The 20,585-nt window shown below is 37.7% G+C and carries 9 protein-coding genes and 7 pseudogenes; 9 read left to right on the forward strand and 7 right to left on the reverse strand.

Annotated features, from left to right (window positions below; all coding sequences use genetic code 11):
• The first annotated feature begins 11 nt into the window (after positions 1 to 11).
• Complete coding sequence (gene ybgF, locus BTN50_RS08650; protein ID WP_096619868.1) at positions 12 to 749, forward strand: tol-pal system protein YbgF; 738 nt, start codon at positions 12 to 14, stop codon at positions 747 to 749.
• A gap of 216 nt (positions 750 to 965) precedes the next feature.
• Here ybgF and BTN50_RS08655 read toward each other — a convergent pair.
• Positions 966 to 1,880, reverse strand: a pseudogene (locus tag BTN50_RS08655) (IS5 family transposase).
• A 57-nt stretch (positions 1,881 to 1,937) separates the two neighbouring features.
• Between BTN50_RS08655 and BTN50_RS11610 the strand changes: the two are divergent.
• Together BTN50_RS11610 and nadA are read left to right on the forward strand one after the other, a co-directional pair.
• Positions 1,938 to 2,128, forward strand: a pseudogene (locus BTN50_RS11610) (IS5/IS1182 family transposase); the annotation flags it as partial.
• Positions 2,129 to 2,219: 91 nt separating this feature from the next.
• Positions 2,220 to 3,281, forward strand: coding sequence for a quinolinate synthase NadA (gene nadA / locus BTN50_RS08660; RefSeq protein WP_096619870.1), 1,062 nt, complete (start codon positions 2,220 to 2,222; stop codon positions 3,279 to 3,281).
• 150 nt (positions 3,282 to 3,431) lie between these two features.
• Here the strand turns inward: nadA and BTN50_RS08665 are convergent.
• Positions 3,432 to 4,357 (reverse strand): annotated as a pseudogene (locus BTN50_RS08665) (IS5 family transposase).
• Positions 4,358 to 5,021: 664 nt separating this feature from the next.
• Between BTN50_RS08665 and infA the strand changes: the two are divergent.
• Positions 5,022 to 5,240 (forward strand): translation initiation factor IF-1, encoded by a 219-nt coding sequence (gene infA / locus BTN50_RS08670; RefSeq protein WP_016961517.1) that lies wholly within the window; start codon positions 5,022 to 5,024, stop codon positions 5,238 to 5,240.
• Positions 5,241 to 5,710: 470 nt separating this feature from the next.
• Here the strand turns inward: infA and BTN50_RS11615 are convergent.
• Positions 5,711 to 5,963, reverse strand: a pseudogene (locus BTN50_RS11615) (IS5/IS1182 family transposase); the annotation flags it as partial.
• A gap of 584 nt (positions 5,964 to 6,547) precedes the next feature.
• Here BTN50_RS11615 and glyA point away from each other — a divergent pair.
• Positions 6,548 to 7,798, forward strand: coding sequence for a serine hydroxymethyltransferase (gene glyA / locus BTN50_RS08675; RefSeq protein ID WP_096619872.1), 1,251 nt, complete (start codon positions 6,548 to 6,550; stop codon positions 7,796 to 7,798).
• 484 nt (positions 7,799 to 8,282) lie between these two features.
• On the opposite strand, the pseudogene BTN50_RS08680 reads toward glyA, so the two are convergent.
• Positions 8,283 to 9,758: pseudogene (locus tag BTN50_RS08680) on the reverse strand (calcium-binding protein).
• A 1,024-nt stretch (positions 9,759 to 10,782) separates the two neighbouring features.
• Between BTN50_RS08680 and grpE the strand changes: the two are divergent.
• From grpE to BTN50_RS08700, 4 genes and pseudogenes are all read left to right on the forward strand, one after another.
• Positions 10,783 to 11,385, forward strand: a complete 603-nt coding sequence (grpE, locus tag BTN50_RS08685; protein ID WP_096619874.1) for a nucleotide exchange factor GrpE — start codon at positions 10,783 to 10,785, stop codon at positions 11,383 to 11,385.
• Positions 11,386 to 11,574: 189 nt separating this feature from the next.
• The gene (dnaK, locus tag BTN50_RS08690; RefSeq protein WP_096619876.1) at positions 11,575 to 13,488 is read left to right on the forward strand and encodes a molecular chaperone DnaK; all 1,914 of its coding nucleotides are present in this window, start codon (positions 11,575 to 11,577) and stop codon (positions 13,486 to 13,488) included.
• A 119-nt stretch (positions 13,489 to 13,607) separates the two neighbouring features.
• On the forward strand, positions 13,608 to 14,738 hold the full coding sequence (gene dnaJ / locus BTN50_RS08695) for a molecular chaperone DnaJ (protein ID WP_096619878.1): 1,131 nt from the start codon (positions 13,608 to 13,610) through the stop codon (positions 14,736 to 14,738).
• A gap of 158 nt (positions 14,739 to 14,896) precedes the next feature.
• Positions 14,897 to 15,715, forward strand: a pseudogene (locus tag BTN50_RS08700) (transposase).
• A 156-nt stretch (positions 15,716 to 15,871) separates the two neighbouring features.
• Here BTN50_RS08700 and BTN50_RS08705 read toward each other — a convergent pair.
• The 3 genes and pseudogenes from BTN50_RS08705 to BTN50_RS08715 all read right to left on the reverse strand — a co-directional run bounded on the left by BTN50_RS08705 (position 15,872) and on the right by BTN50_RS08715 (position 20,585).
• On the reverse strand, positions 15,872 to 17,302 hold the full coding sequence (locus BTN50_RS08705; protein WP_235611017.1) for an O-antigen ligase family protein: 1,431 nt from the start codon (positions 17,300 to 17,302) through the stop codon (positions 15,872 to 15,874).
• Between the two features lie 1,141 nt (positions 17,303 to 18,443).
• Positions 18,444 to 18,557: pseudogene (gene rmf, locus BTN50_RS08710) on the reverse strand (ribosome modulation factor); the annotation flags it as partial.
• Between the two features lie 165 nt (positions 18,558 to 18,722).
• Complete coding sequence (locus BTN50_RS08715; protein WP_096619884.1) at positions 18,723 to 20,585, reverse strand: DUF3466 family protein; 1,863 nt, start codon at positions 20,583 to 20,585, stop codon at positions 18,723 to 18,725.

Raw genomic sequence — 20,585 nt, forward strand, 5'->3', positions numbered from 1 at the left:
GGTAAATCATTATGAACAGTAACACATTACGTTTTTTTTCGTTGGCGTTACTGGTGAATGTGACAGCCTCTGTGGTTGCCACACCTGCTACGGTGACTGAGTTAGGGGGTGGAAGCAGTAGCTCCGCTGAGCGATTGGAGCGAATGCTAGAAATACGCAACCAAATGCAAATGAATATGCAACGTCAGCTTGCACAAATAGCAGACGAATTAGATGAAATGCGCGGCACTGTTGAAGAAAATAGTCACACGTTAAATCAGATACTAGAACGACAACGCAATTTGTACAAAGAAATTGATATTCTACATAATGCCAAGCGAGAATCTGTGGTTGAAAATAAGCTTAAAAAACCTTCTACATCGGAAGTCTATTCAAGCAATCAGTTTGAAAATGAAGAATACGATGCTGCGGTTAACCTAATTCTTAAAGAAAAAAACTACACAGGTGCGACACAGGCCTTTAATATATTTTTGATTGAATACCCTCAGTCTATTTATAAACCAAACGCACATTACTGGCTGGGACAACTTTACTTTTCTAAGAGTGAACTAGACTTAGCCAAGCAGCATTTCGATGCAGTAAGCCACCATGCTAAATCAAGTAAACGCGCTGATGCATTACTTAAACTAGGCATGATTGCAGATCGTCAAGGTGATAAAGTGAATGCGCAGATATTGTTCCAAAATGTCATAAAAGAATACCCTAGAACGACCACCGCAAGCCAAGCTGAAAAGCAAATGAAAAAATAAAAAAATTTTCTTACTTAGATAAAAGCCGACATTATATCGGCTTTTATCTTTGTTACTCTTCAACTAGATATACACAAGTAATTTAAAAATCAAGGATTATATGAGTATAGAACTCATATCTTTCTTTCAAATCTCTGCCACCCTAGGCTTAAATACAACAATATGCGGTGTATAATAAGCTTTATTTCTTAATTCATGCTTAGATAGCAAATCTTTTCATGATTCACTATTAAATAATCGCTTCGTTGTGAACACACCTAATCCTGTCAGCTTATTTAACGCTTTTACCATAACGTTAGTTTCACAAATCTAAGATAGTGTAATCCCTGCAACTCAATATCCCTACAGAAAATTTTTTAATTCAAAATATTGCCGTTTTTGATAAGGAATACTTATGGTAATCAAATCTCGTTTTCCAATGCTGATTGGAATGTATAATTTCTGGTAACTGATCACTAAATTTCGCGAATAACCTCGTTTTCAAAAAATTGCTCCCTTTCTTAGTGGTATGAATGGAACCGCTCGTTTAATATGAACGATATCATAAGCACCATCGGCTGACATTTCATTAATTTTTAAACGGGCTTCTTTCAATAAGTTAAGTAGCACTGCACCGTCAGTCACATTTGATGCACTTAATTAAGCACCAATGATTTAATGCATATTTATATCTACCGTTAAATCTAACTTACGTCAGACTCCCCGTTTTCCATCAGTTCCATGCTTCTTTACTTTCCATTATTCTTCACCGTAAACTGTGATCCCCGTAGAATCAATAGCTAAGTGCTATATTCTTCCTTTATTCTGCATCTTAAACGTAATGTTAACCGTTTTGGCTTGCTTGCTAATGCATAAATAGTGAGGGTATGACAATGGCGGTTGAACAAGTTTGAAAACAAAGTTAATTAATTCTTGCAGACCTCTAAATTGCATTGAAAATACGCATTTAACCATGAAGGCCGCAGTAATGACTAAGTCGTTAAATAAACGTGTTATTCCACAATTACCCTGCTGAGTTTAATTCCATAGCTAAATAATTCCTGTATCCATAAAAAATAATAGTTAGCAACGATGGATTAAAGCTTACTAATACTGCTTCCAGTTAGTTGTTTTGTAGCAAAGATTGTTCATACACTCGCATATTTAAGTGAACCTAACTGTTTAAAGTATTTAAAAATTTAGTTCTCTTATTTAAAAAATAAAGTCGGTTATCATAAACGTTACCTAAAAGGGATAGCAATGATTCGAATCAAAAAACTACTGGGAGAGACATTGCGCCTAAGGGCTTACGATGCCCAGGCTAGTGAAAGCTAGCAATGATAAAAGCGTTAAATAAGCTGGCTGGATTAGGCACACCTAACACGAAAGTGATTTCCTAATAATGAATCATGTGAAGATTTGCTATCTGAACTCGAATTAGGAAACAAAGACTGTATAATGACCGGATTATAAGCATGTCTGAGTAAACCGATGAGCCAAGTTATAAATACCGTCGAAACGGTATACTCGTTTCCTCCAAAACCGGAGGTATTATCCACCTTTCAAAAGGCCAGCTACATCGAGAGTATTAAACAGCTGCTAAGAGAAAAAGATGCTGTGATAATTGCTCACTATTACACTAACCCAGAAATTCAAGCGCTCGCAGAAGAAACGGGAGGATTCGTAGGTGACTCACTGGAAATGGCAAAATTTGGCAATAAATTTTCTGCAAAAATTCTTCTGATTGCTGGAGTTCGTTTTATGGGTGAAAGCGCGAAAATTTTGACACCTGAAAAAACTGTTCTTATGCCAACACTAGATGCTGAATGCTCACTTGATATCGGTTGTCCAGAAGACAAGTTTACTGCGTTTTGCGATGCGCACCCTGATTATACTGTTGTGGTGTACACCAACACTTCTGCTGCGGTAAAAGCACGTGCTGATTGGGTCGTTACCTCATCTATTGCGTTGGAAATCATTGAATATCTTGATGAACAAGGTAAAAAAATTATTTGGGGGCCTGATCGTCACCTAGGTGCTTACATTGCTCATAATACTGGAGCCAATATGCTGTTGTGGCAAGGAGAGTGTATTGTGCATAATGAATTTTCTGCAAACGCGCTGAAAAACATGAAAGAAGTGTACCCTGATGCAGCAATTCTTGTGCATCCTGAGTCTCCAGCAAGCGTAGTATTATTAGCTGATGCTGTAGGTTCTACCAGCCAACTTATTAAAGCAGCAAAAGAGTTACCACACCAAAAAATGATTGTTGCGACAGACAAAAGTATTTTCTTCAAAATGCAGCAAATTGTACCAAAAAAAGAACTAATTGAAGCTCCCACAGCAGGAGCAGGCGCAACATGTCGTAGTTGCGCACATTGTCCTTGGATGGCAATGAATGGCCTTCAGGCGATTAAACGTGCGTTAACAGAAGGCGGTGATCAGCATGAAATTCAAATTAATGAAGCAATTCGCTTGAAATCACTGGTCCCATTGAACCGTATGCTGAACTTTGCAGCAAAGTTTCGACTGCCAGTGAAAGGCAATGCATAAGATTTAATCTTCTTGCACGTTTAAAAAAAATCATGGATTCATTAAATCAAACATAGTAGACACCCGTGATAAACTATAAAATTTTATTTTAATTGTGAATAGGATTTGTTTCCCAATTTAAGTTCAAATAGCAAGCCCAAACATAATAGGTTATTGGATAATTACTTTCATTTCAGGCATACTTAACCCTGTTAGCTTATTTAACGCTTTTACCATAGCGTAGCTTTCACCCATCTGAGCTTTGTCAGCCCTTAGGCTCAATGTTCATCCAATTAACTTTTTGATTCAAAACATTGCCGCCTCTGGTAGGAAATGTTCATGCATGGGAATCATACCTTGCTTTTCAATGCTTATTTAAACCGTATAACTTCTGGTAACTGATCGCTAAATTACGCGAATAACTTCGTTCCCACAAAGTTGTTCCTTTTCTTGGGGGATAAGTGGAACCACTCGTTTAATACGAACAGTTTCATAACATCGTCTGGATTATAAGCACCATTGACTTATATTTTATTGATTTTTTGATTAACCTGTTTGAACAAGTTAGGTAGCACTTGGCCACCAGTCATATTTAACGCACTGAACGCAGCAGCAATGATTTCATGCGTCTTTATATTTACCTTGAAATGTAACTTTGGCTAAACTAACCATTTCCATCAGTGTCATGCTATATTACTTACTATTCGCTCTCACCGTAGATTTTTAACTCCGTAGCATAGATGGCTAGGGGCAAGATTATTCTTTTAGCCTTCATCTTGAATGTGACGTTAACCATTGTAGCTCGTTTGCTAATGTCTGACTAGTGAGGGCATGGCACAATGGCAGTTGAGCAAGTTTGAAACAAAACTAATTAATCCTTGCAGGTCTCTCAATGGCATTGAAAACACGCATTTAACCATGAGCGCCATCGTAATAGCTAAGTTACTAAATAAAGGAGGTCTCCCATGATCACACGACTTAGTTTGATTCCATAGCTAAATATTTTTTTCACCAATCCAGAATGTTAGCGAGCCACTATTGATTAAAGCTTGATTATACTGCTTCCTGTTAGTTATTTTGCAGCGAAGCGTGTTCATAGGCCTGAATATTTAAGTGAGCCTAGCTATTTATCGTGTTGATTGACAATTCAGTTCCCTAATTGAGTAACTCAAGACGGTTACCACCAACGTTTCTTAGCAAAAACAGCAATGGTGCGAGTTAAAAAACACTTGAAGGAGCATGGAACTTAAGAGCTTATAATGCTCAGATTAGCGAAAGCTGAGCCATAATAAAAGCATTAAATAAGCGAACTGGGTTAGATATACCTAAAATGAAAATAATTGTTTCATGGTGAATCATCTTGAAATTTACTATCTGAACGTATATTAGGAAATAAAATTCTTGACATAACTCAATAAAAAAATGAATTAATATCCAAAATTAACGGAAATGCATTATAAAGTCATGGATATATTTATTAAGGTAAGCACTATTTTTAAAATACAACTATTTATTGAATAGATAACCAGCGTAAAAATGATAATAATATCATCATTATGATAACCGAATAACCTCATTTAACATAGTCCATGCGCATAAACAGCTTGCAAATTAACGCCAAATTTAGACTCACCCCCCATCATTTTACTGGTTACTAAGAATACAAAGAGGTAAAATTGCAGTTCTGAACTTTACAGGCTTAAACAATCAAGGCATCATTTGCCAGTCAAAAATGAATGAGAGCTAGCCTAAGAGGATTAAATGGCAAAAGAAGACGTAATCGAACTGCAAGGTACCGTACTGGATACCCTGCCAAACACTATGTTTCGAGTAGAACTAGAGAACGGACATGTAGTAACTGCTCACATCTCTGGTAAGATGCGCAAGAACTACATCCGTATCCTTACTGGTGACAAAGTTACCGTAGAAATGACACCTTATGATCTATCAAAAGGACGTATTATCTTCCGTGCGCGTTAATCCTCTCGTCTCACAAATATAAAAAACCCGACCCATGCGGCGGGTTTTTTTACCAATACTTATGTTTCAATTAACTACGAGTATCAAACAGATTCATAAGCAGCTTATAAACCTCATCTACTAATAACGAGCAGGCTTTGTCATAGTACCTTTCACACCGGAAGCGCTATGAACCAACAATAAAAACGTGTCTATTAAGCATCAGTTATAACTTTGTTTCTTAAATAATGAAACTAAATTTTCAATCAACACTCTAGACAGCTAGACTAACTTAAATATTCAGGTCTATGAGCAAGCCATGCAGCTACTGAATCAAACTAAGCAGGGCAATAGCGAGAGACTTCGTTTATTTAGCAACTTAGCTATTCCAATGATTTTTATGGTTAAATGCGCATTTATATTTAATGCTCAATGTAACTTGCGCCAAACTGCTGTTTCCCATCAGAACCATGCTTTTTTACTCGCCGTTAGTTTCCACCATAGACTTTTAATCCGTAGAACCAATAACTAAGCACTGGATGATTCCTTTAGTCTTCGTCTTGAATGCAACATTAACCATTTTAGCTCGCTTGCTGATACATAAAATTTTTCATAATTACCACGCTTAGTTTGATTCCATAGCTAAATAGCTTCGTCATTAATCCAGAGTATTAGTGAGTTATGATTGATGAAAGCTTTATTACACTGTTTTCGGTTAATTGTTTGACAGCGAAGCTTATTCATAAACCTGAAGATTTACGGTAGCCTAACTGTTTAAAATGTAAATTGATAATTGAATTTCCTGACTTAGGAAACTAAACCATTTGTCGCTAAAAACTTAGGGTTTTTCCATGCAGGAAGGCAAAGATAACCGAAGCCGTTAATATCGATTAAACCAGCGTTTAAATTATTAGTATTTAAGCTTTTATATAGTCAATAATTTTATTTAAACAACATAGAATATGACGTTGGCGTTTAGTACGTTTTTTATGCACAGCCAGTTAATGATGGTATACATCCAGTAATGAAATGGTGGCGTAAATTCAATTAATGAGAAGAATAAAAAGCAACCTTATTTTCAGTAGCGTAAAAATTAGATAATTGCTACTACCTGTTACGGAATAAATCTTGTAGAATCACAGCAGTTAAGAAAACTAATACAATAATGTTTGCGTCTGCATGAGTGCTGGTGGTTTCGGTTTGATAAAAATCAACTCATTCTGAAATTGAAGTCAAATTAATCAAATTCCTTAACTTTTAGAGCTATTTAGTCAGCTTGGTAAGTTAAAAAGGTTAGCCCATAGAAGAATCTGAGTCAGGAGATACAGATGCTAAAGCGTACTATGAATATCGCTGATTACGACCCAGAACTTTTTGCGGCGATCCAAAAAGAAACTGTACGCCAAGAAGAGCACATTGAGCTTATTGCGTCAGAAAATTATACTAGCCCACGTGTTATGGAAGCGCAAGGCTCCCAGTTAACCAATAAATATGCAGAAGGCTACCCAGGCAAACGCTACTATAGTGGTTGTGAATTTGTAGATAGAACAGAAACACTTGCTATTGAACGTGCGTGTAAATTGTTTGGTGCTGAATACGCTAACGTTCAGCCTCACTCCGGTTCACAAGCCAATAGTGCTGTCTACATGGCGCTTCTAAATCCAGGTGACACTGTTCTAGGTATGAGTTTGGCGCATGGTGGTCATCTAACACACGGTTCTCCAGTTAACTTTTCTGGCAAGCACTACAACGTTATCCATTACGGTATCGATAGAGCGGGCCAGATAAACTACGATGAAATGGAAGCACTGGCGATTGAGCACAATCCAAAGGTTATTATTGGTGGTTTCTCTGCTTACTCACAAATCGTAGATTGGGCTCGCATGCGTGAAATTGCGGACAAAGTAATTGCTTACCTATTTATTGATATGGCACACGTCGCGGGCCTTGTTGCCGCAGGAATTTACCCAACGCCTGTACCACACGCACACATTGTTACAACAACGACGCATAAAACCCTAGCAGGCCCTCGTGGTGGTCTTATCCTCTCAAATGCAGGCGCAGACTTCTATAAAAGGCTCAACTCAGCAGTTTTTCCTGGTACTCAAGGTGGTCCCTTAATGCATATTATCGCAGCAAAAGCGGTTGCATTCAAAGAAGCTATGGAGCCCGAATTCAAGGCATACCAGCAGCACGTAGTTGATAACGCAAAAGTAATGGTGGCTCAGTTCCAAAAGCGCGGTTATAAAATCGTTTCTGACAGCACAGAAAACCATTTGTTCCTTGTCGATTTAATTAACAAAAATATTACAGGTAAAGAAGCAGATGCAGCGCTAGGTGCAGCAAACATTACTGTCAACAAAAACAGTGTACCCAATGATCCACGTACACCATTCGTCACTTCTGGTATTCGTATCGGTTCACCTGCTATTACACGTCGTGGTTTCACAAAAAACGATGTAAAAGAACTAGCTAACTGGATGAGCGACGTGTTAGACGACATTGAAAACCAAGATGTTATTAATGAAACTAAAGCCAAAGTGCTTGCAATTTGTAAGCGGCTGCCTGTTTACGCGTAAAAAGCAAGTATGCGGGAAACATCTTTGTGTAATTTTTTGCTTTACTTCTTAATTTGAGTTCAGATAAGATATTCTAAAATAATGGACTATGAGCTTTGTTTTAAAATAGATAACTAACTGATTCATCTACGCTTTAAACAACTAACTGGAAACAGTATAATCAAATTTTAATCAATAGTAGCTAACTAATATTCTAGATTAATAAAGAAACCATCCAGCTATGGGATCAAACTAAGCGGGGCAATAGCGAGAGGCTTCGTTTATTTAACCACTTAACAATTACGACAGCTCTCATAGTTAAACGCGTATTTTCAATGCTATTGAGCAGTCTGTAAAAATTCATTAGTTCTGTTTCAAAACTCATACATTTGCAAGCATGAACTAGCATGGTTAATTTAGCCATTGATACTATAGGACTCAAAGTCTGCAGTAACATCGAATGGCAAGTAAAAAAAGCATGACACTGATAGTAAACGGCTATTATTTAAAGAGCTTGACCATTTGACTGGACCGTTTCAGCATCAGTCCAAATAGTCATTTTACTATTGGTATAGGTAAAAACATAAGGACGAAGTTCAGTTACTTGAGCAAAATTCAATCCTATAAACTCAATCATTTCATTTGATATAGCCACCGCAACAGAAGCTGCGGTATCATACTGCCAGATACCAGCTTCAACGTTCAGCGCATCGTTTCCAGTACCTAAATAAGCCACAAAACCATTCCAATCCTCAGGATGAATATTTGTGCCAATCTTCATACCATCCGACTGAAAAAATAGCATTTGCATTGACAGTCACAGTTTGATTACCTGCATCAGCAACAATCGCTTCCACGTATGTTATCGGTCTTGCAATAGGAACTTGACTACTTTTAAAATAAGAGCTACCAGAGAAATCAATATTTGCATCACCACTAACAATCAGTTAGTCAAAACCTCCTCACCTGTATAGATATTACCATTTCGAACCAAAAAGGCTTCATTAGAGAAGTCTTCCTGATCAAAGTGCATAGTGTCATTACCTTCACTACCTATATATACATCAAAACCAGTACCACCATTCATAATGACTTTGTTTTTATAGCTTGCTTGCAAAATATCGTTACCAGCATCACCATAGAGTGAATCATTACCGCCTGCACCAAATAATTTGTCATCCCCTAAATCACCGTGCAGGATATTATCGCCATTACTGCCATTAATGATGTCATTACCAGGACCACCAAAAATGGTGTCATTACCAGAGCAACCGTGAAGTACATCATCACTAGCAGTACCATTGATAACCTGATCCGATGACATAGTGTTTGCAATAACACGCATGGACTGTGGCGATGAAAAATCAAGATTCTGACCTTTGCTCGACTTTACATTCTCCAGTTGGCTATTTGGTGTCATACAATTAAATATACCTAAACGATTGTGGGAAAGGTTATCCCAGTCTGATAATATAACTGCCGTACCTGCAGATGGTTCTACATATACCTCATGCGACTTTATCCAAGTGGGTAGTGAGTAGCCAGAACGTTGCCCAACGGATAGACAGTATCTTGCATTCGTTTTCAGACTCACAATACAGCCCAAAGGTTGGTTATTAGTGACGACTCGCATTGAACGGGGAGAAGAAAAATCAAGCTTCTTACCATTGTAAGCACTAACATTCGTCATTTTTTGATTTTCAACGGTGCCAGGAAATGTCGCGAGACGATTATATGGCAAGTTATCCCAATCAGAAAGCATTACAGCAGTTCCCTCCTCTGCTTGGACATAAACTTCATGTGATTTGATCCAACTCGGTAATGAATAACCTGATCGTTTACCAATAGGTAAACAGTATTTGGTACCAGTATTCAAACTTACAATGCACCCTTGTGGTATCTCCGCTGCCATGGCGTTGCCAAAAGAAAAGACCATGAAGATCCCAATCACTAATGAAAATAAATTCACTAATTTACGCATAAACTAAAACCTTTTAGATACAAACCGAATTACGTCACTTCGTAATAGGTTGTATGAAGTTAAACACTGATAGTTCTTATTAGGGAGATCTCAGAATGGCCTCTAGAGCCCTGCCGATCGTCATCTTTAAAACCAACCTGCGCGTTAAAATTAATTATAAATCACGGGGGAAACGTAAAGACTAAAGAACACAGCCATATTTTAAGTAATAATATTAATATTTACGCTTCATACATTCTAATATTAGAGGATACTCACAGTAACTTATCGTCCCCTTGCGACAGCAGAATTAGTGATAAGACAGATTGAAGCAAGGCTGTAGCAGAAGATTAATAACATTATCAACCCAAGGACTGAGAAATTTTTAATAAAGTTTACTTACTACTTACTTAAGTCATGACGATAGAACTAAAAAAGTGCCATATAAACAACACGAATAATACGGTGTCGCATTTTTAAAGCAAATTTTTCATTCATACAATTGGTAGCAATTGTATGTACAATTAGCAGGAGCTTTGTTTCTTAATTCCAGTTCATATAGCAAATTTCAACATGAATCACTATTAAACACTCGCTTTCTCTTTAAGCATCCCCCTAACCCGGTCAAGTTATTTAATTTTTTATCATGGCGCAGATTGCTAATCTGAATTGCGTGATGCCTTAGACTCAATATTCCTTTCAAAAATTTTTAATTTAAGCCATTTCTATATCTGCTAGGTAACGTTTATGATGACCAGCTTTATTTTCTAAATAAGGGAACAACATCTTCAATCAGCACTCTAAACTGTTAGGCTCACTAACCTTCTGTATTAATGAAGAAACTATTCCACTATGGAATCAAATTAGGCAACAAAGCTTTGATCTTGTGCTGTTTAGAAGTTTGACTATAAGTGAATTATCGTGATTTGCTGTTAATAGTACTTTGAAACGCAGCTATACATCCCCATAATAAACAAAATTATTTAAATTAAATCCTCATTATTATTTTTTTTGAGGTTCAACATAGTATTGTGTCGGAGCGAAAATGAGCAAAGAAGAAAAAAAGATTCAGGAAGAAGAGTTGCAAAATGATATTATTGACGTAAAAGATGAAACTACCCTTGATGTTGAAACGGATATAATGGTTAGCCGAATCACAAAACTTGAAGCGGCGCTAGAGGCAAGTAATGCTACCATAAAAGAACAACAAGATAATGTGTTACGGGCTTATGCAGACATAGAAAATATGCGTCGGCGTACCGAACACGAGATTGATAAAGCACGTAAGTTTGCTTTAGAACGTTTTGCCAATGAGTTACTCCCTGTTATTGATAACATGGAGCGCGCCCTTGAAATTGCCGACAGAGAGAGTGAAATCATTAAACCAATGTTAGAAGGTGTAGAGCTAACGCTAAAAACCATGCGTGATTCAGTCGCTAAATTTGGCTTACTAGAACTAAATCCTACTGGTGAACAATTCAATCCTAAGTTTCATCAAGCAATAGCAATACAAGAAAGTGCAGCACACGCACCTAACACTGTGATGTTGGTAATGCAAAAAGGCTATGTATTGAACGGGCGAGTTGTTCGTCCTGCTATGGTAATGGTGGCAAAAGCTGTAACAGGAACTGTGAATGAGCAAGCGTAAACAATATACTTTTAAAAAAATCCTCCTTGTCTGAAAATTTTTTTGAAGCTTTACAAGCATAAAAACTACTCTTATTTACCTGTAGTCAGGAAAGAAAATAAAAAATTTTCTTTTTTAGGGTTGAACCCTGAATAGTGAACCCCATATAGGGTTTACGCAATATATAAGACGAATTTCGGAGAAAACCAAATGGGTAAGATCATTGGTATTGACTTGGGTACTACTAACTCATGCGTAGCAGTATTAGACGGTAGAAAGCCGCGCGTAATTGAAAACGCTGAAGGCGATCGTACTACACCATCGATCATCGCATACACCCAGGATGGTGAGATTTTGGTAGGTCAGCCTGCAAAACGTCAAGCTGTAACTAACCCCAAGAACACCTTATACGCGATCAAACGTTTAATTGGTCGTCGTTTTGAAGACGAAGAAGTACAGCGAGACTTAGAAATTATGCCATTCAAAATAGTCAAAGCTGATAATGGTGACGCTTGGGTAGAAGCAAAAGGCGAGAAAATGGCTGCGCCTCAGATTTCTGCTGAAGTTTTAAAAAAAATGAAAAAAACTGCAGAAGACTACCTTGGCGAGAAAGTTACCGGTGCAGTAATCACTGTTCCTGCGTACTTCAATGATGCTCAACGCCAAGCAACGAAAGATGCTGGACGTATTGCAGGGTTAGAAGTTAAACGTATTATTAATGAACCAACTGCAGCGGCACTTGCTTATGGCTTGGATAAAGAAGGTGGTGATCGTACTATTGCAGTATATGACCTTGGTGGTGGGACTTTTGACATTTCTATCATCGAGATCGATGAAGTTGAAGGTGAGAAAACCTTTGAAGTTCTTGCAACCAATGGTAATACACATTTAGGGGGTGAAGATTTTGATAACCGTATGATTAATTACTTGGTTGAAGAGTTTAAAAAAGACCAAGGTATGGACTTACGTAAAGATCCGCTGGCTATGCAACGTCTGAAAGAAGCAGCTGAAAAAGCAAAAATTGAATTATCTTCCGCACAACAAACGGATGTGAACTTGCCGTATATTACTGCAGACTCATCTGGTCCTAAACATATGAACATCAAAGTAACTCGTGCTAAGCTTGAGTCTCTCGTTGAAGATTTGGTTCAGTGTTCACTGGAACCTTTGAAAGTTGCTCTGACGGATGCTGGTTTGTCTATCCGTGATATCAATGACATTATTCTTGTCGGTGGTCAAACACGTATGCCAATGGTTCAAGCGAAAGTTGCTGAGTTCTTTGGCAAGGAAGCACGTAAAGATGTAAATCCTGATGAAGCAGTCGCTGTTGGTGCTGCGGTGCAAGCAGGTGTTCTCGCGGGTGAAGTAAAAGATGTTCTTCTTCTTGATGTAACACCGTTGTCCTTGGGTATTGAAACCATGGGTGGCGTAATGACCAAACTTATCGAAAAAAATACCACGATTCCTACTAAAGCAAATCAGGTATTTTCAACTGCGGACGACAATCAAAGTGCGGTAACTATTCATGTTTTGCAAGGTGAGCGTAAGCAATCCATGCATAATAAATCTCTAGGTCAGTTCAATTTAGAAGGAATTCAAGCTGCACCACGTGGTATGCCTCAAATTGAAGTGACATTTGATCTTGATGCTGATGGTATTTTGCATGTATCTGCGAAAGATAAGAGCACAGGCAAGGAAACTAAAATAACTATTCAAGCATCTGGTGGTTTAAGTACTGAAGAAATTGATAAAATGGTTCAGGAAGCAGAAACAAACAAAGAAGCTGATAAAAAATTTGAAGAGCTTGTTACAGCACGCAATCAAGCTGACCAAATTATTCACAGCACTAGAAAACAAATAGAAGAAATAGGCAATATTCTTCCCACTGATGAAAAAGAAAAAATTGAAGCGGCAATTTTTGCACTTGAAAATGCACGTAAAGGTGAAGACAAAGCATCAATTGATGAAAAAGTTCAAGCTGTTATAGCAGCCTCCCATAAGCTGATGGCAATGGCTCAGCAGCAAACACAAGCTACTCAACCTCAAGATGCTAGTGCAGAAACGAAACAAGATAATAATGTTGTTGATGCTGAGTTTGAAGAAGTAAAAGCCGATAAAAAATAAAACTAGTTAATGAAGTATTTTATTTCGCACGGGCGCAGGAGGATTCTCCTCCGCCCGTAATTGTATGATGTGAAGCGGGTTTATCTTCGCTTGATACAAAAACAGGTGACAGCTTAAAAATGTCAAAACGTAATTTTTATGAAGTACTTGGCGTAAGCCGTGACGCAAGCGAACGCGACATTAAAAAAGCATACAAGCGTCTGGCCATGAAGTATCATCCAGATAAAAATCCTGGTGATGAGTCAGCTACAGATAAATTTAAAGAAGTTAAACTTGCTTATGAGATCTTAACCGACGCTCAAAAACGTGCTGCATATGATCAATATGGACATGCTGCATTTGAGCAAGGCGGAATGGGCAATAATGAAAGTGCAGATTTTAGTGATATTTTTGGTGATGTTTTTGGTGATATTTTTGGAGGCAGTCGTCGTGGTGGTGGCACCCAACGTGTTCAACGTGGTGCAGATCTGCGTTACAATATGGAATTGTCTCTTGAAGAGGCTGTACGCGGTATTACCAGAGAAATTGCTGTTCCAACTTATGTAAGCTGTAATCTTTGTGGTGGCAATGGTGCAAAATCTGGCTCATCTCCGCTAAATTGCGGAATGTGTCATGGTCATGGTCAGGTACAGATGCGTCAAGGTTTCTTTACTGTTCAGCAGGCGTGTCCTACTTGCAATGGCCGCGGAAAAATTATTAAAGATTCCTGTGACTCTTGCCATGGACAGGGACGGGTTCAGAAAACCAAAACCCTTAATGTTAAAATTCCAGCCGGAGTAGACACAGGCAACCGTATCCGTTTAACAGGTGAAGGCGAAGCAGGAGAGTTTAGCGCACCAGCTGGTGATTTGTATGTTCAGGTACATGTTCGCGACCACCATATTTTTACGCGTGAAGCAAATAATCTATATTGCGAGGTTCCAGTTAGTTTTACGATGGCGGCCCTGGGTGGTGGAGTGGAAGTACCAACATTAGATGGTCGTGTAAGCTTGAAAGTACCTACTGAAACTCAAACTGGTCGTATGTTCCGCATGCGAGGTAAAGGTGTTCAGTCTGTGCGTAGCGGAGGGATAGGTGATTTAATTTGTAAGCTTGTGGTTGAAACGCCCGTTAATTTAAACATTAAACAAAAAGAATTACTGAAAGAATTTGAGGAATCTTTAGGTGGAAATACAGCGGAAAAACACAAACCTAAATCTGCTGGATTCTTTGATGGAGTGAAAAAATTTTTTGATGATCTAACAAGCTAAGAAGTATAAAAAAAACATAAAAAACTGGCCTGATGGGCTAGTTTTTTATGTTTAACCATTGTTACTCTTTAATGATTCTCCACTTTTATTTTCTAAATTGGAGAATTCAATACTTAATCTACGCTCTAAACAGCTAGGTAACTTAAATACTTAGAACTATAAATAAGTTACGCTATGAAACAACTGATTGGAAGCAGTATAATTAATCTTAACTCAATCACATTTTAGATTGGTAAAGAAGCCCATTCAGTTATAAAATGAAACCAAACAGAGTAATAGTGCAAGACTCTCACTTATTTAACGACTTAGCCATTACAATAGCTTCCATGGTTAAACGCGTGTTTTTAATGCCATTAAAAGCTTTGAGAAAATTTATTAATTCTGCTTTTAAATTTGCTCAACTGCCATTTTCATACCCTCACTATTCATGCATTAGCAAGCAAACCAAAGTTGTTAACATCGCGTTCAAAACGAAGACTAAATAAACCATTCAGCACTTAGTCATTGATTCTACGGGACTCAAAATCTACGATGAAAGCAAATAGAAAGTAAAAAAGACATAGCACTGACGGTAAAATATTACCTCACTTTCTTAAACAGACCAGTCAAAAAAATTAATGAGATATCAGACAATAATGCTTACAGCACCCGATAATATTACGAAACCATTAGCATTAAACTAGCAACTCCACTCACCCTACCCAAAAAAGGAATAACTTTGGGGAACGAGGGTTATCCGCGTAATTTAGCGGTTAATTACCAGTAGTTGTACGGTTCCAATCAGCATTGAAAAATGAGGTATAGTTACCATAACCGTTGCCTATCAAAGACAGCAATGATTATAGTCAAAAAATCACTGGGTGCGATATTGAACCTAAGTGGTTGTAATGTCTAAAATAACGACAATCTACGCGATGATAAAAGCGTTAAATAAGCTAACAGGGCTAAGTATCCCTAAAACAACAGCAATCATCTAATAATTAATTATGCTATCTAAATTTGAATTTGAATTTGGAAACAAAGCACCATCACGGATCTTAGCGTGATGATTTTTGCATTTTTATTATTGACTAGTGAATAAAAAAATTTCATAGTTTAGTCTAATTTATTAAAAGATTACGCACCATAAATGATTAAGAGTACAAACTACTACATTCATTCTTTCGTTGATGTTCAATGTTTTTAACAAAGTTAGATATAGAGGCTGTTAATGCAATTAAAATATACAGTGGCCATGTAAAACTCTGCGTTAAGAACGTGCCAGCTACACAAAACGCAATAATTCCGAAATAGATCCCATTGCTGACGGCTCTCATAACAGGTGGGTAAGTCTCTGGATATTTAGTAATAATGTTGACAGTTTTATGTGCAGACCTATACGTGATCAATATCATGGTTAAGAAAGCTACTAATCCCACAAATCCTGTTTCTCCAAGGACGCCAAACCAAGTACTGTGTACTGCGTGGTTTACCCCATCCCAGTGAGAAGAATAATAAAAGTAATTAAAGTAGAAGTTATTCAATCCAACACCAAAGATAGGATTATCAATAGCCATGTAGAAGGCTGCTTCCCACGCATATAAACGGCCTTTGGCTGATGCATCCAATCCTTCTTCCATAGCACCACCAGATTTTCTATCATTGATACCTGCTGTAACAAACAATATGGTACATAAAATTCCTCCCAAGGTCAGAAGCAGAGCCTTGGATTTTATACAACGCCAGCCAACCGTAGTTAGCACAGATAAAATACCAAGAATACCTCCACGACTTTGTGTGCCAATGATGGCAATTAAAATTGCTACTGCGGTGCTTAACCCAAAGATCCGTTGCTTTTTGGAAAGTCCAGATGTCATCGCGACACTGATTGCAAAGGAAAAGGGAAAAAGCAACACCAGTGCAAGATCATTAGGATCTCCCAACACAGAGCCCAACTCTCGACCAACAGTAACACGAGTTTCTTCGACCATACCAATGCCATTAACTTTATTATGAATAGTGATCAAAGCAATAATAAGACCAGACAAGGATATCATATGTAAAGTTCTTCTGTAGCAGTCGACATGACACAAAAGCCACGCTAACACAGGCGTCATAATACCAATTTTTATATAGACTTGTTCGTAGTAACTAACAGCTTCACCCACATTACTTGACAGTGGAAGACCCAGTGTAACGAATAAAAAAAATACATAAAAACTGAATAGTTCTTTGCAATTGAATATCCGCATTTTTCCGTTGAAACCAAGATGCCAGGCTAAGGTTATCGTGGTGCCAATTGATAACATTAACGGTATATTGAGTGAATAGAGAAAGGGTAATGCTTCATGGAGACGAAAAAAAGAGAAGGCAATAAAAAGAAGACCAAGTAAAATCGGTTGGCTGATGATGATCAAAATGATGAATGGAGTAAGTCCTATAGCAATGGGGATGATAGGATGCGGAATAAAAAACCATAAGCCACACGTCAACACCAGGAAAAGAACGGTAGCATGTATAAAGTGTGTGTGTAAGCGCATTAATAAACATTTTCGCTGTTCATTAATCCAGTGGCTCGCTAGCATCAGTCACTCATATAGGTTTATCACTCAAGATGATTAATGCCTCAGTGTAAGCAAGCTGAAACAATATATAATTTATACAGCAAATAGTATGCCAGATGAAAGATGATTAGACTATTAGCATCCGTGTTAAAAGATACAATCAGAACTCTCTAAATTACATCTTATTTTAAAATGCATGTCAAAATGAGAATATCTGAAGGCTGTTACTGCTTTGAAGATTGGATAATGAATTCGTCACCTTATAGTTATAATAAAGTGACGATGATTGTGTCATTATTATTTTACATAATTTCATGGTAAAATTATTAATCTTCTTCCTATTTTTGTTCTTGTTCTTGAGTTTAGCTGGTCAGCATGAATATCATTGATTCTACGGGGCTGTAAGTCTATGATGAAGATTCGTGGAAAGTGAAAAGAATGGCACTGGCGGATAAACGGCAAGTTTGGTGTCAGTGACATTTAGCGGTAGTTATAAATGCGCATAAAATTATTGCTGCGGAATGAAGCCCATCGAATGTGACTGATAGTGAAGTACTGCCTGATTAGTTCAAACGAATCCACCGAAGAACTAATGAGATATCAGACGATCATTCTTATGATACTGTTCATGTTAAACGGGAAGTTCCATTCATTCCGCTAAGAAATAGCTTAGCTTTTAATAAACAAGATCATCAGTGTAATTTAGCCGTCAGTGGGGCTTGGTCTCCTAGTTTGAGTTCAGATAGCAAATCCCAACATGATTAACTATTAGAACTCAAATTAGGAAGTAAAATAAATGAATCTTTGCTGACCTCTCAATGGCATTACAATACACATTTGGTAATGCAAACTGCAAACTATTATAATGATTAAGTTGCTAAATACATGATGTTTCCTACGATTATTCTGCTTGATTATACTATACTTGCTTCAAGCTAGTGATTTTGTAACAAGGACTATCCATAGACTTAAATATTTAAGTAAACCTAGCTATTTAAACCATAGATTTATGGTTAAATCATCTTATTTAGAGTACACACCCCATTTAGTGTTACAAGGAAAATTCCCTATCTAGGGGCTTTTTAGATAAGTTTAGGGAGGGAATTTACTTCATGTTTAATACTTTGCTACCTCTTCCATCACGCCAACCACCTAGCCATTAACTACGAGTGCCCATGGTTTGATAAGGACAGGTCTCAGAAGATCGACCATTTATTCCTGCTTGGTAACCTTTAGACTGCGCTCGTTCTAAACGATCTCGCTTCTGTCTTTTCATATCTCCGTCCTCCTATTCTTCGACGTGTTCATCTTCTCAGTATGATCGCAATTAGCCTGCTTTTTTATGAACTGTACTCATTTTAGACTTATTCAAGCACCAATAATAATCAAGCATTGTACGGTTAATTTCGATAAAAATGTAAATATGAGCCAACAATGAAAACTATTTTTTACGACAAAATGCGCAAGCAAAAGCAAACAATCCTAAACCAATAAAGCCAATACTACCACCAGAGCGAGATACATTGCTAACTTTATATACACGTGGAATAATGTCACCAGTAACTCGTGTTAACTTCACTGCTACCAACTCTTCAGTACCATTACACAAAGCATTTTGCACCGTTGAATTGTAGCCTCCTACACAATAAAATGCAGATGCTGCAATGTTACCATTATCCGCAATATCAAATGCTTCAGCAATACGGAATTGGTTGTTATTACCCATCGAATTTCCGTCATTGGTTAAATCATCTAGCAACCAGCCACGCTTATTGTTTAAATCAGTCAAATTTGGCGCGGAACCATGAAGATAAATATACCCGCGTTGACGGCGAGAGCGATTACGTGCTGTTTCCACGTCAACCTTACCCACCAACTCGTTATTATTGTTGATGGCGGCTACGGTTGCATTGTAGCCAGGAAAAAATAAGGCACTTTGCGACATTCCAAGTAATGTAGTGGAGTTCCCCTCATTAATAAATACTGTTTCAGCATATGCTCCGTTAGATCGACGAGAGTTCTTTACGATACCCACTACAATACCATTCGTATTTATATCATTAGCCACAGTATACGAGTAGATAATGTTACCGTTTTGTCTAAGGTCAATACCAGGAATGAGTGACATTGTCCAACAACGCAAAGACGCATTTGTATTGAGATTAGTCAGACACGTAGCAAAATCTAATATTGGTGTATACTTAACTGCACGCACATAGAAGTCATTGTCATTGTAAGTATTAAAACCCACCATCATTGGTGCAGTTTCGCCCGTTAGTATAGAAGCAGATTTAACCGAAGCTTGTGGAGTATTGGTTGTACTTTTAATAGAGCTGTTGCCTGTCCCAGTTTGAAAGTCGGCAATAATACGAGCATTTTCAGGATTAGTATAGGAATCAACCCAAATAGCAGCCTGATTGGCAAACTGAAAGTACTGGCAAGCACGATCAGTATAACTTACATTCATTATACAACTAGATAAATTCTCGAGCATTGAGCCTTCAGGAGCCTTTTTTCCGTTATTTGGGTCCGCCATATTGTTAATAGAAGCAGAGCCAAATGTGATTTTTATTCCACTGAAAATAATAGCACCATGTGCAATGCTTTGACCAATCAAAGGAATTAACTGATTTGAGGAGAATGGTGGGAGCAACTCCATGGTGTCGTTGAATCCACGAACTTTAAATGCTCTTGCGTAAACAGATTCATTTTGAAAGTACGGGCTGCTTGAAACACCAACAGTGCTTCCAGAATTTAAAATTTGATTTATCACAACATTGGTAGAATCAGGATTAGCTGAACCCAACGGTGGTGTTCCACTGACACCAGCTCCAAAAGGATTCGTTTTCGTACCATTAACCGCCGCAGTAATGTTCGATATATAACCGTCATTCCACGCATTAATCTCTTTTTTTAAGCCTCCATAACAGACTTGGTTGCTGTCTTCAGCATCACAAATTGTCCCCTCTGCTTTCAAGCCATACCATTGCCCAGCAGCCCATGAATTACATGTATTATAGCCTAGGTGGTTGTCACAATAAGTCTTTAATGTCTTGTAACTATTAATTATATGCTCTTCATCTACCATGTAAGGCATTTCTTCTGAGTAATGCAACCCTACAGGGCCAATCAATACTTCAGTAGCAACTTGTGAACCATCTGGAGAAATAGCAGTTGCTGCAGACGATTGTCCGGTCACCGCAACGGTTTCTAACGTGACATTATAAACAGCAGCATTCACGCAAAAAGGTATTCCAATAACCATTATAGCGGTTGCTGATAATTTAATTGTATTGAATTGCAT

Origin of the sequence: Candidatus Enterovibrio altilux, from assembly GCF_002381345.1 — a bacterium.
In the GTDB taxonomy this organism is placed as follows: domain Bacteria; phylum Pseudomonadota; class Gammaproteobacteria; order Enterobacterales; family Vibrionaceae; genus Enterovibrio; species Enterovibrio altilux.

Coding starts and splice junctions, on each gene's coding strand:
- grpE (WP_096619874.1), top strand. CDS start 10,783: ATGAGCAAAGAAGAAAAAAAGATTCAGGAAGAAGAGTTGCAAAATGAT.
- BTN50_RS08705 (WP_235611017.1), bottom strand. CDS start 17,302: ATGCTAGCGAGCCACTGGATTAATGAACAGCGAAAATGTTTATTAATG.
- nadA (WP_096619870.1), top strand. CDS start 2,220: ATGAGCCAAGTTATAAATACCGTCGAAACGGTATACTCGTTTCCTCCA.
- ybgF (WP_096619868.1), top strand. CDS start 12: ATGAACAGTAACACATTACGTTTTTTTTCGTTGGCGTTACTGGTGAAT.
- infA (WP_016961517.1), top strand. CDS start 5,022: ATGGCAAAAGAAGACGTAATCGAACTGCAAGGTACCGTACTGGATACC.
- dnaJ (WP_096619878.1), top strand. CDS start 13,608: ATGTCAAAACGTAATTTTTATGAAGTACTTGGCGTAAGCCGTGACGCA.
- glyA (WP_096619872.1), top strand. CDS start 6,548: ATGCTAAAGCGTACTATGAATATCGCTGATTACGACCCAGAACTTTTT.
- BTN50_RS08715 (WP_096619884.1), bottom strand. CDS start 20,585: ATGCAATTCAATACAATTAAATTATCAGCAACCGCTATAATGGTTATT.
- dnaK (WP_096619876.1), top strand. CDS start 11,575: ATGGGTAAGATCATTGGTATTGACTTGGGTACTACTAACTCATGCGTA.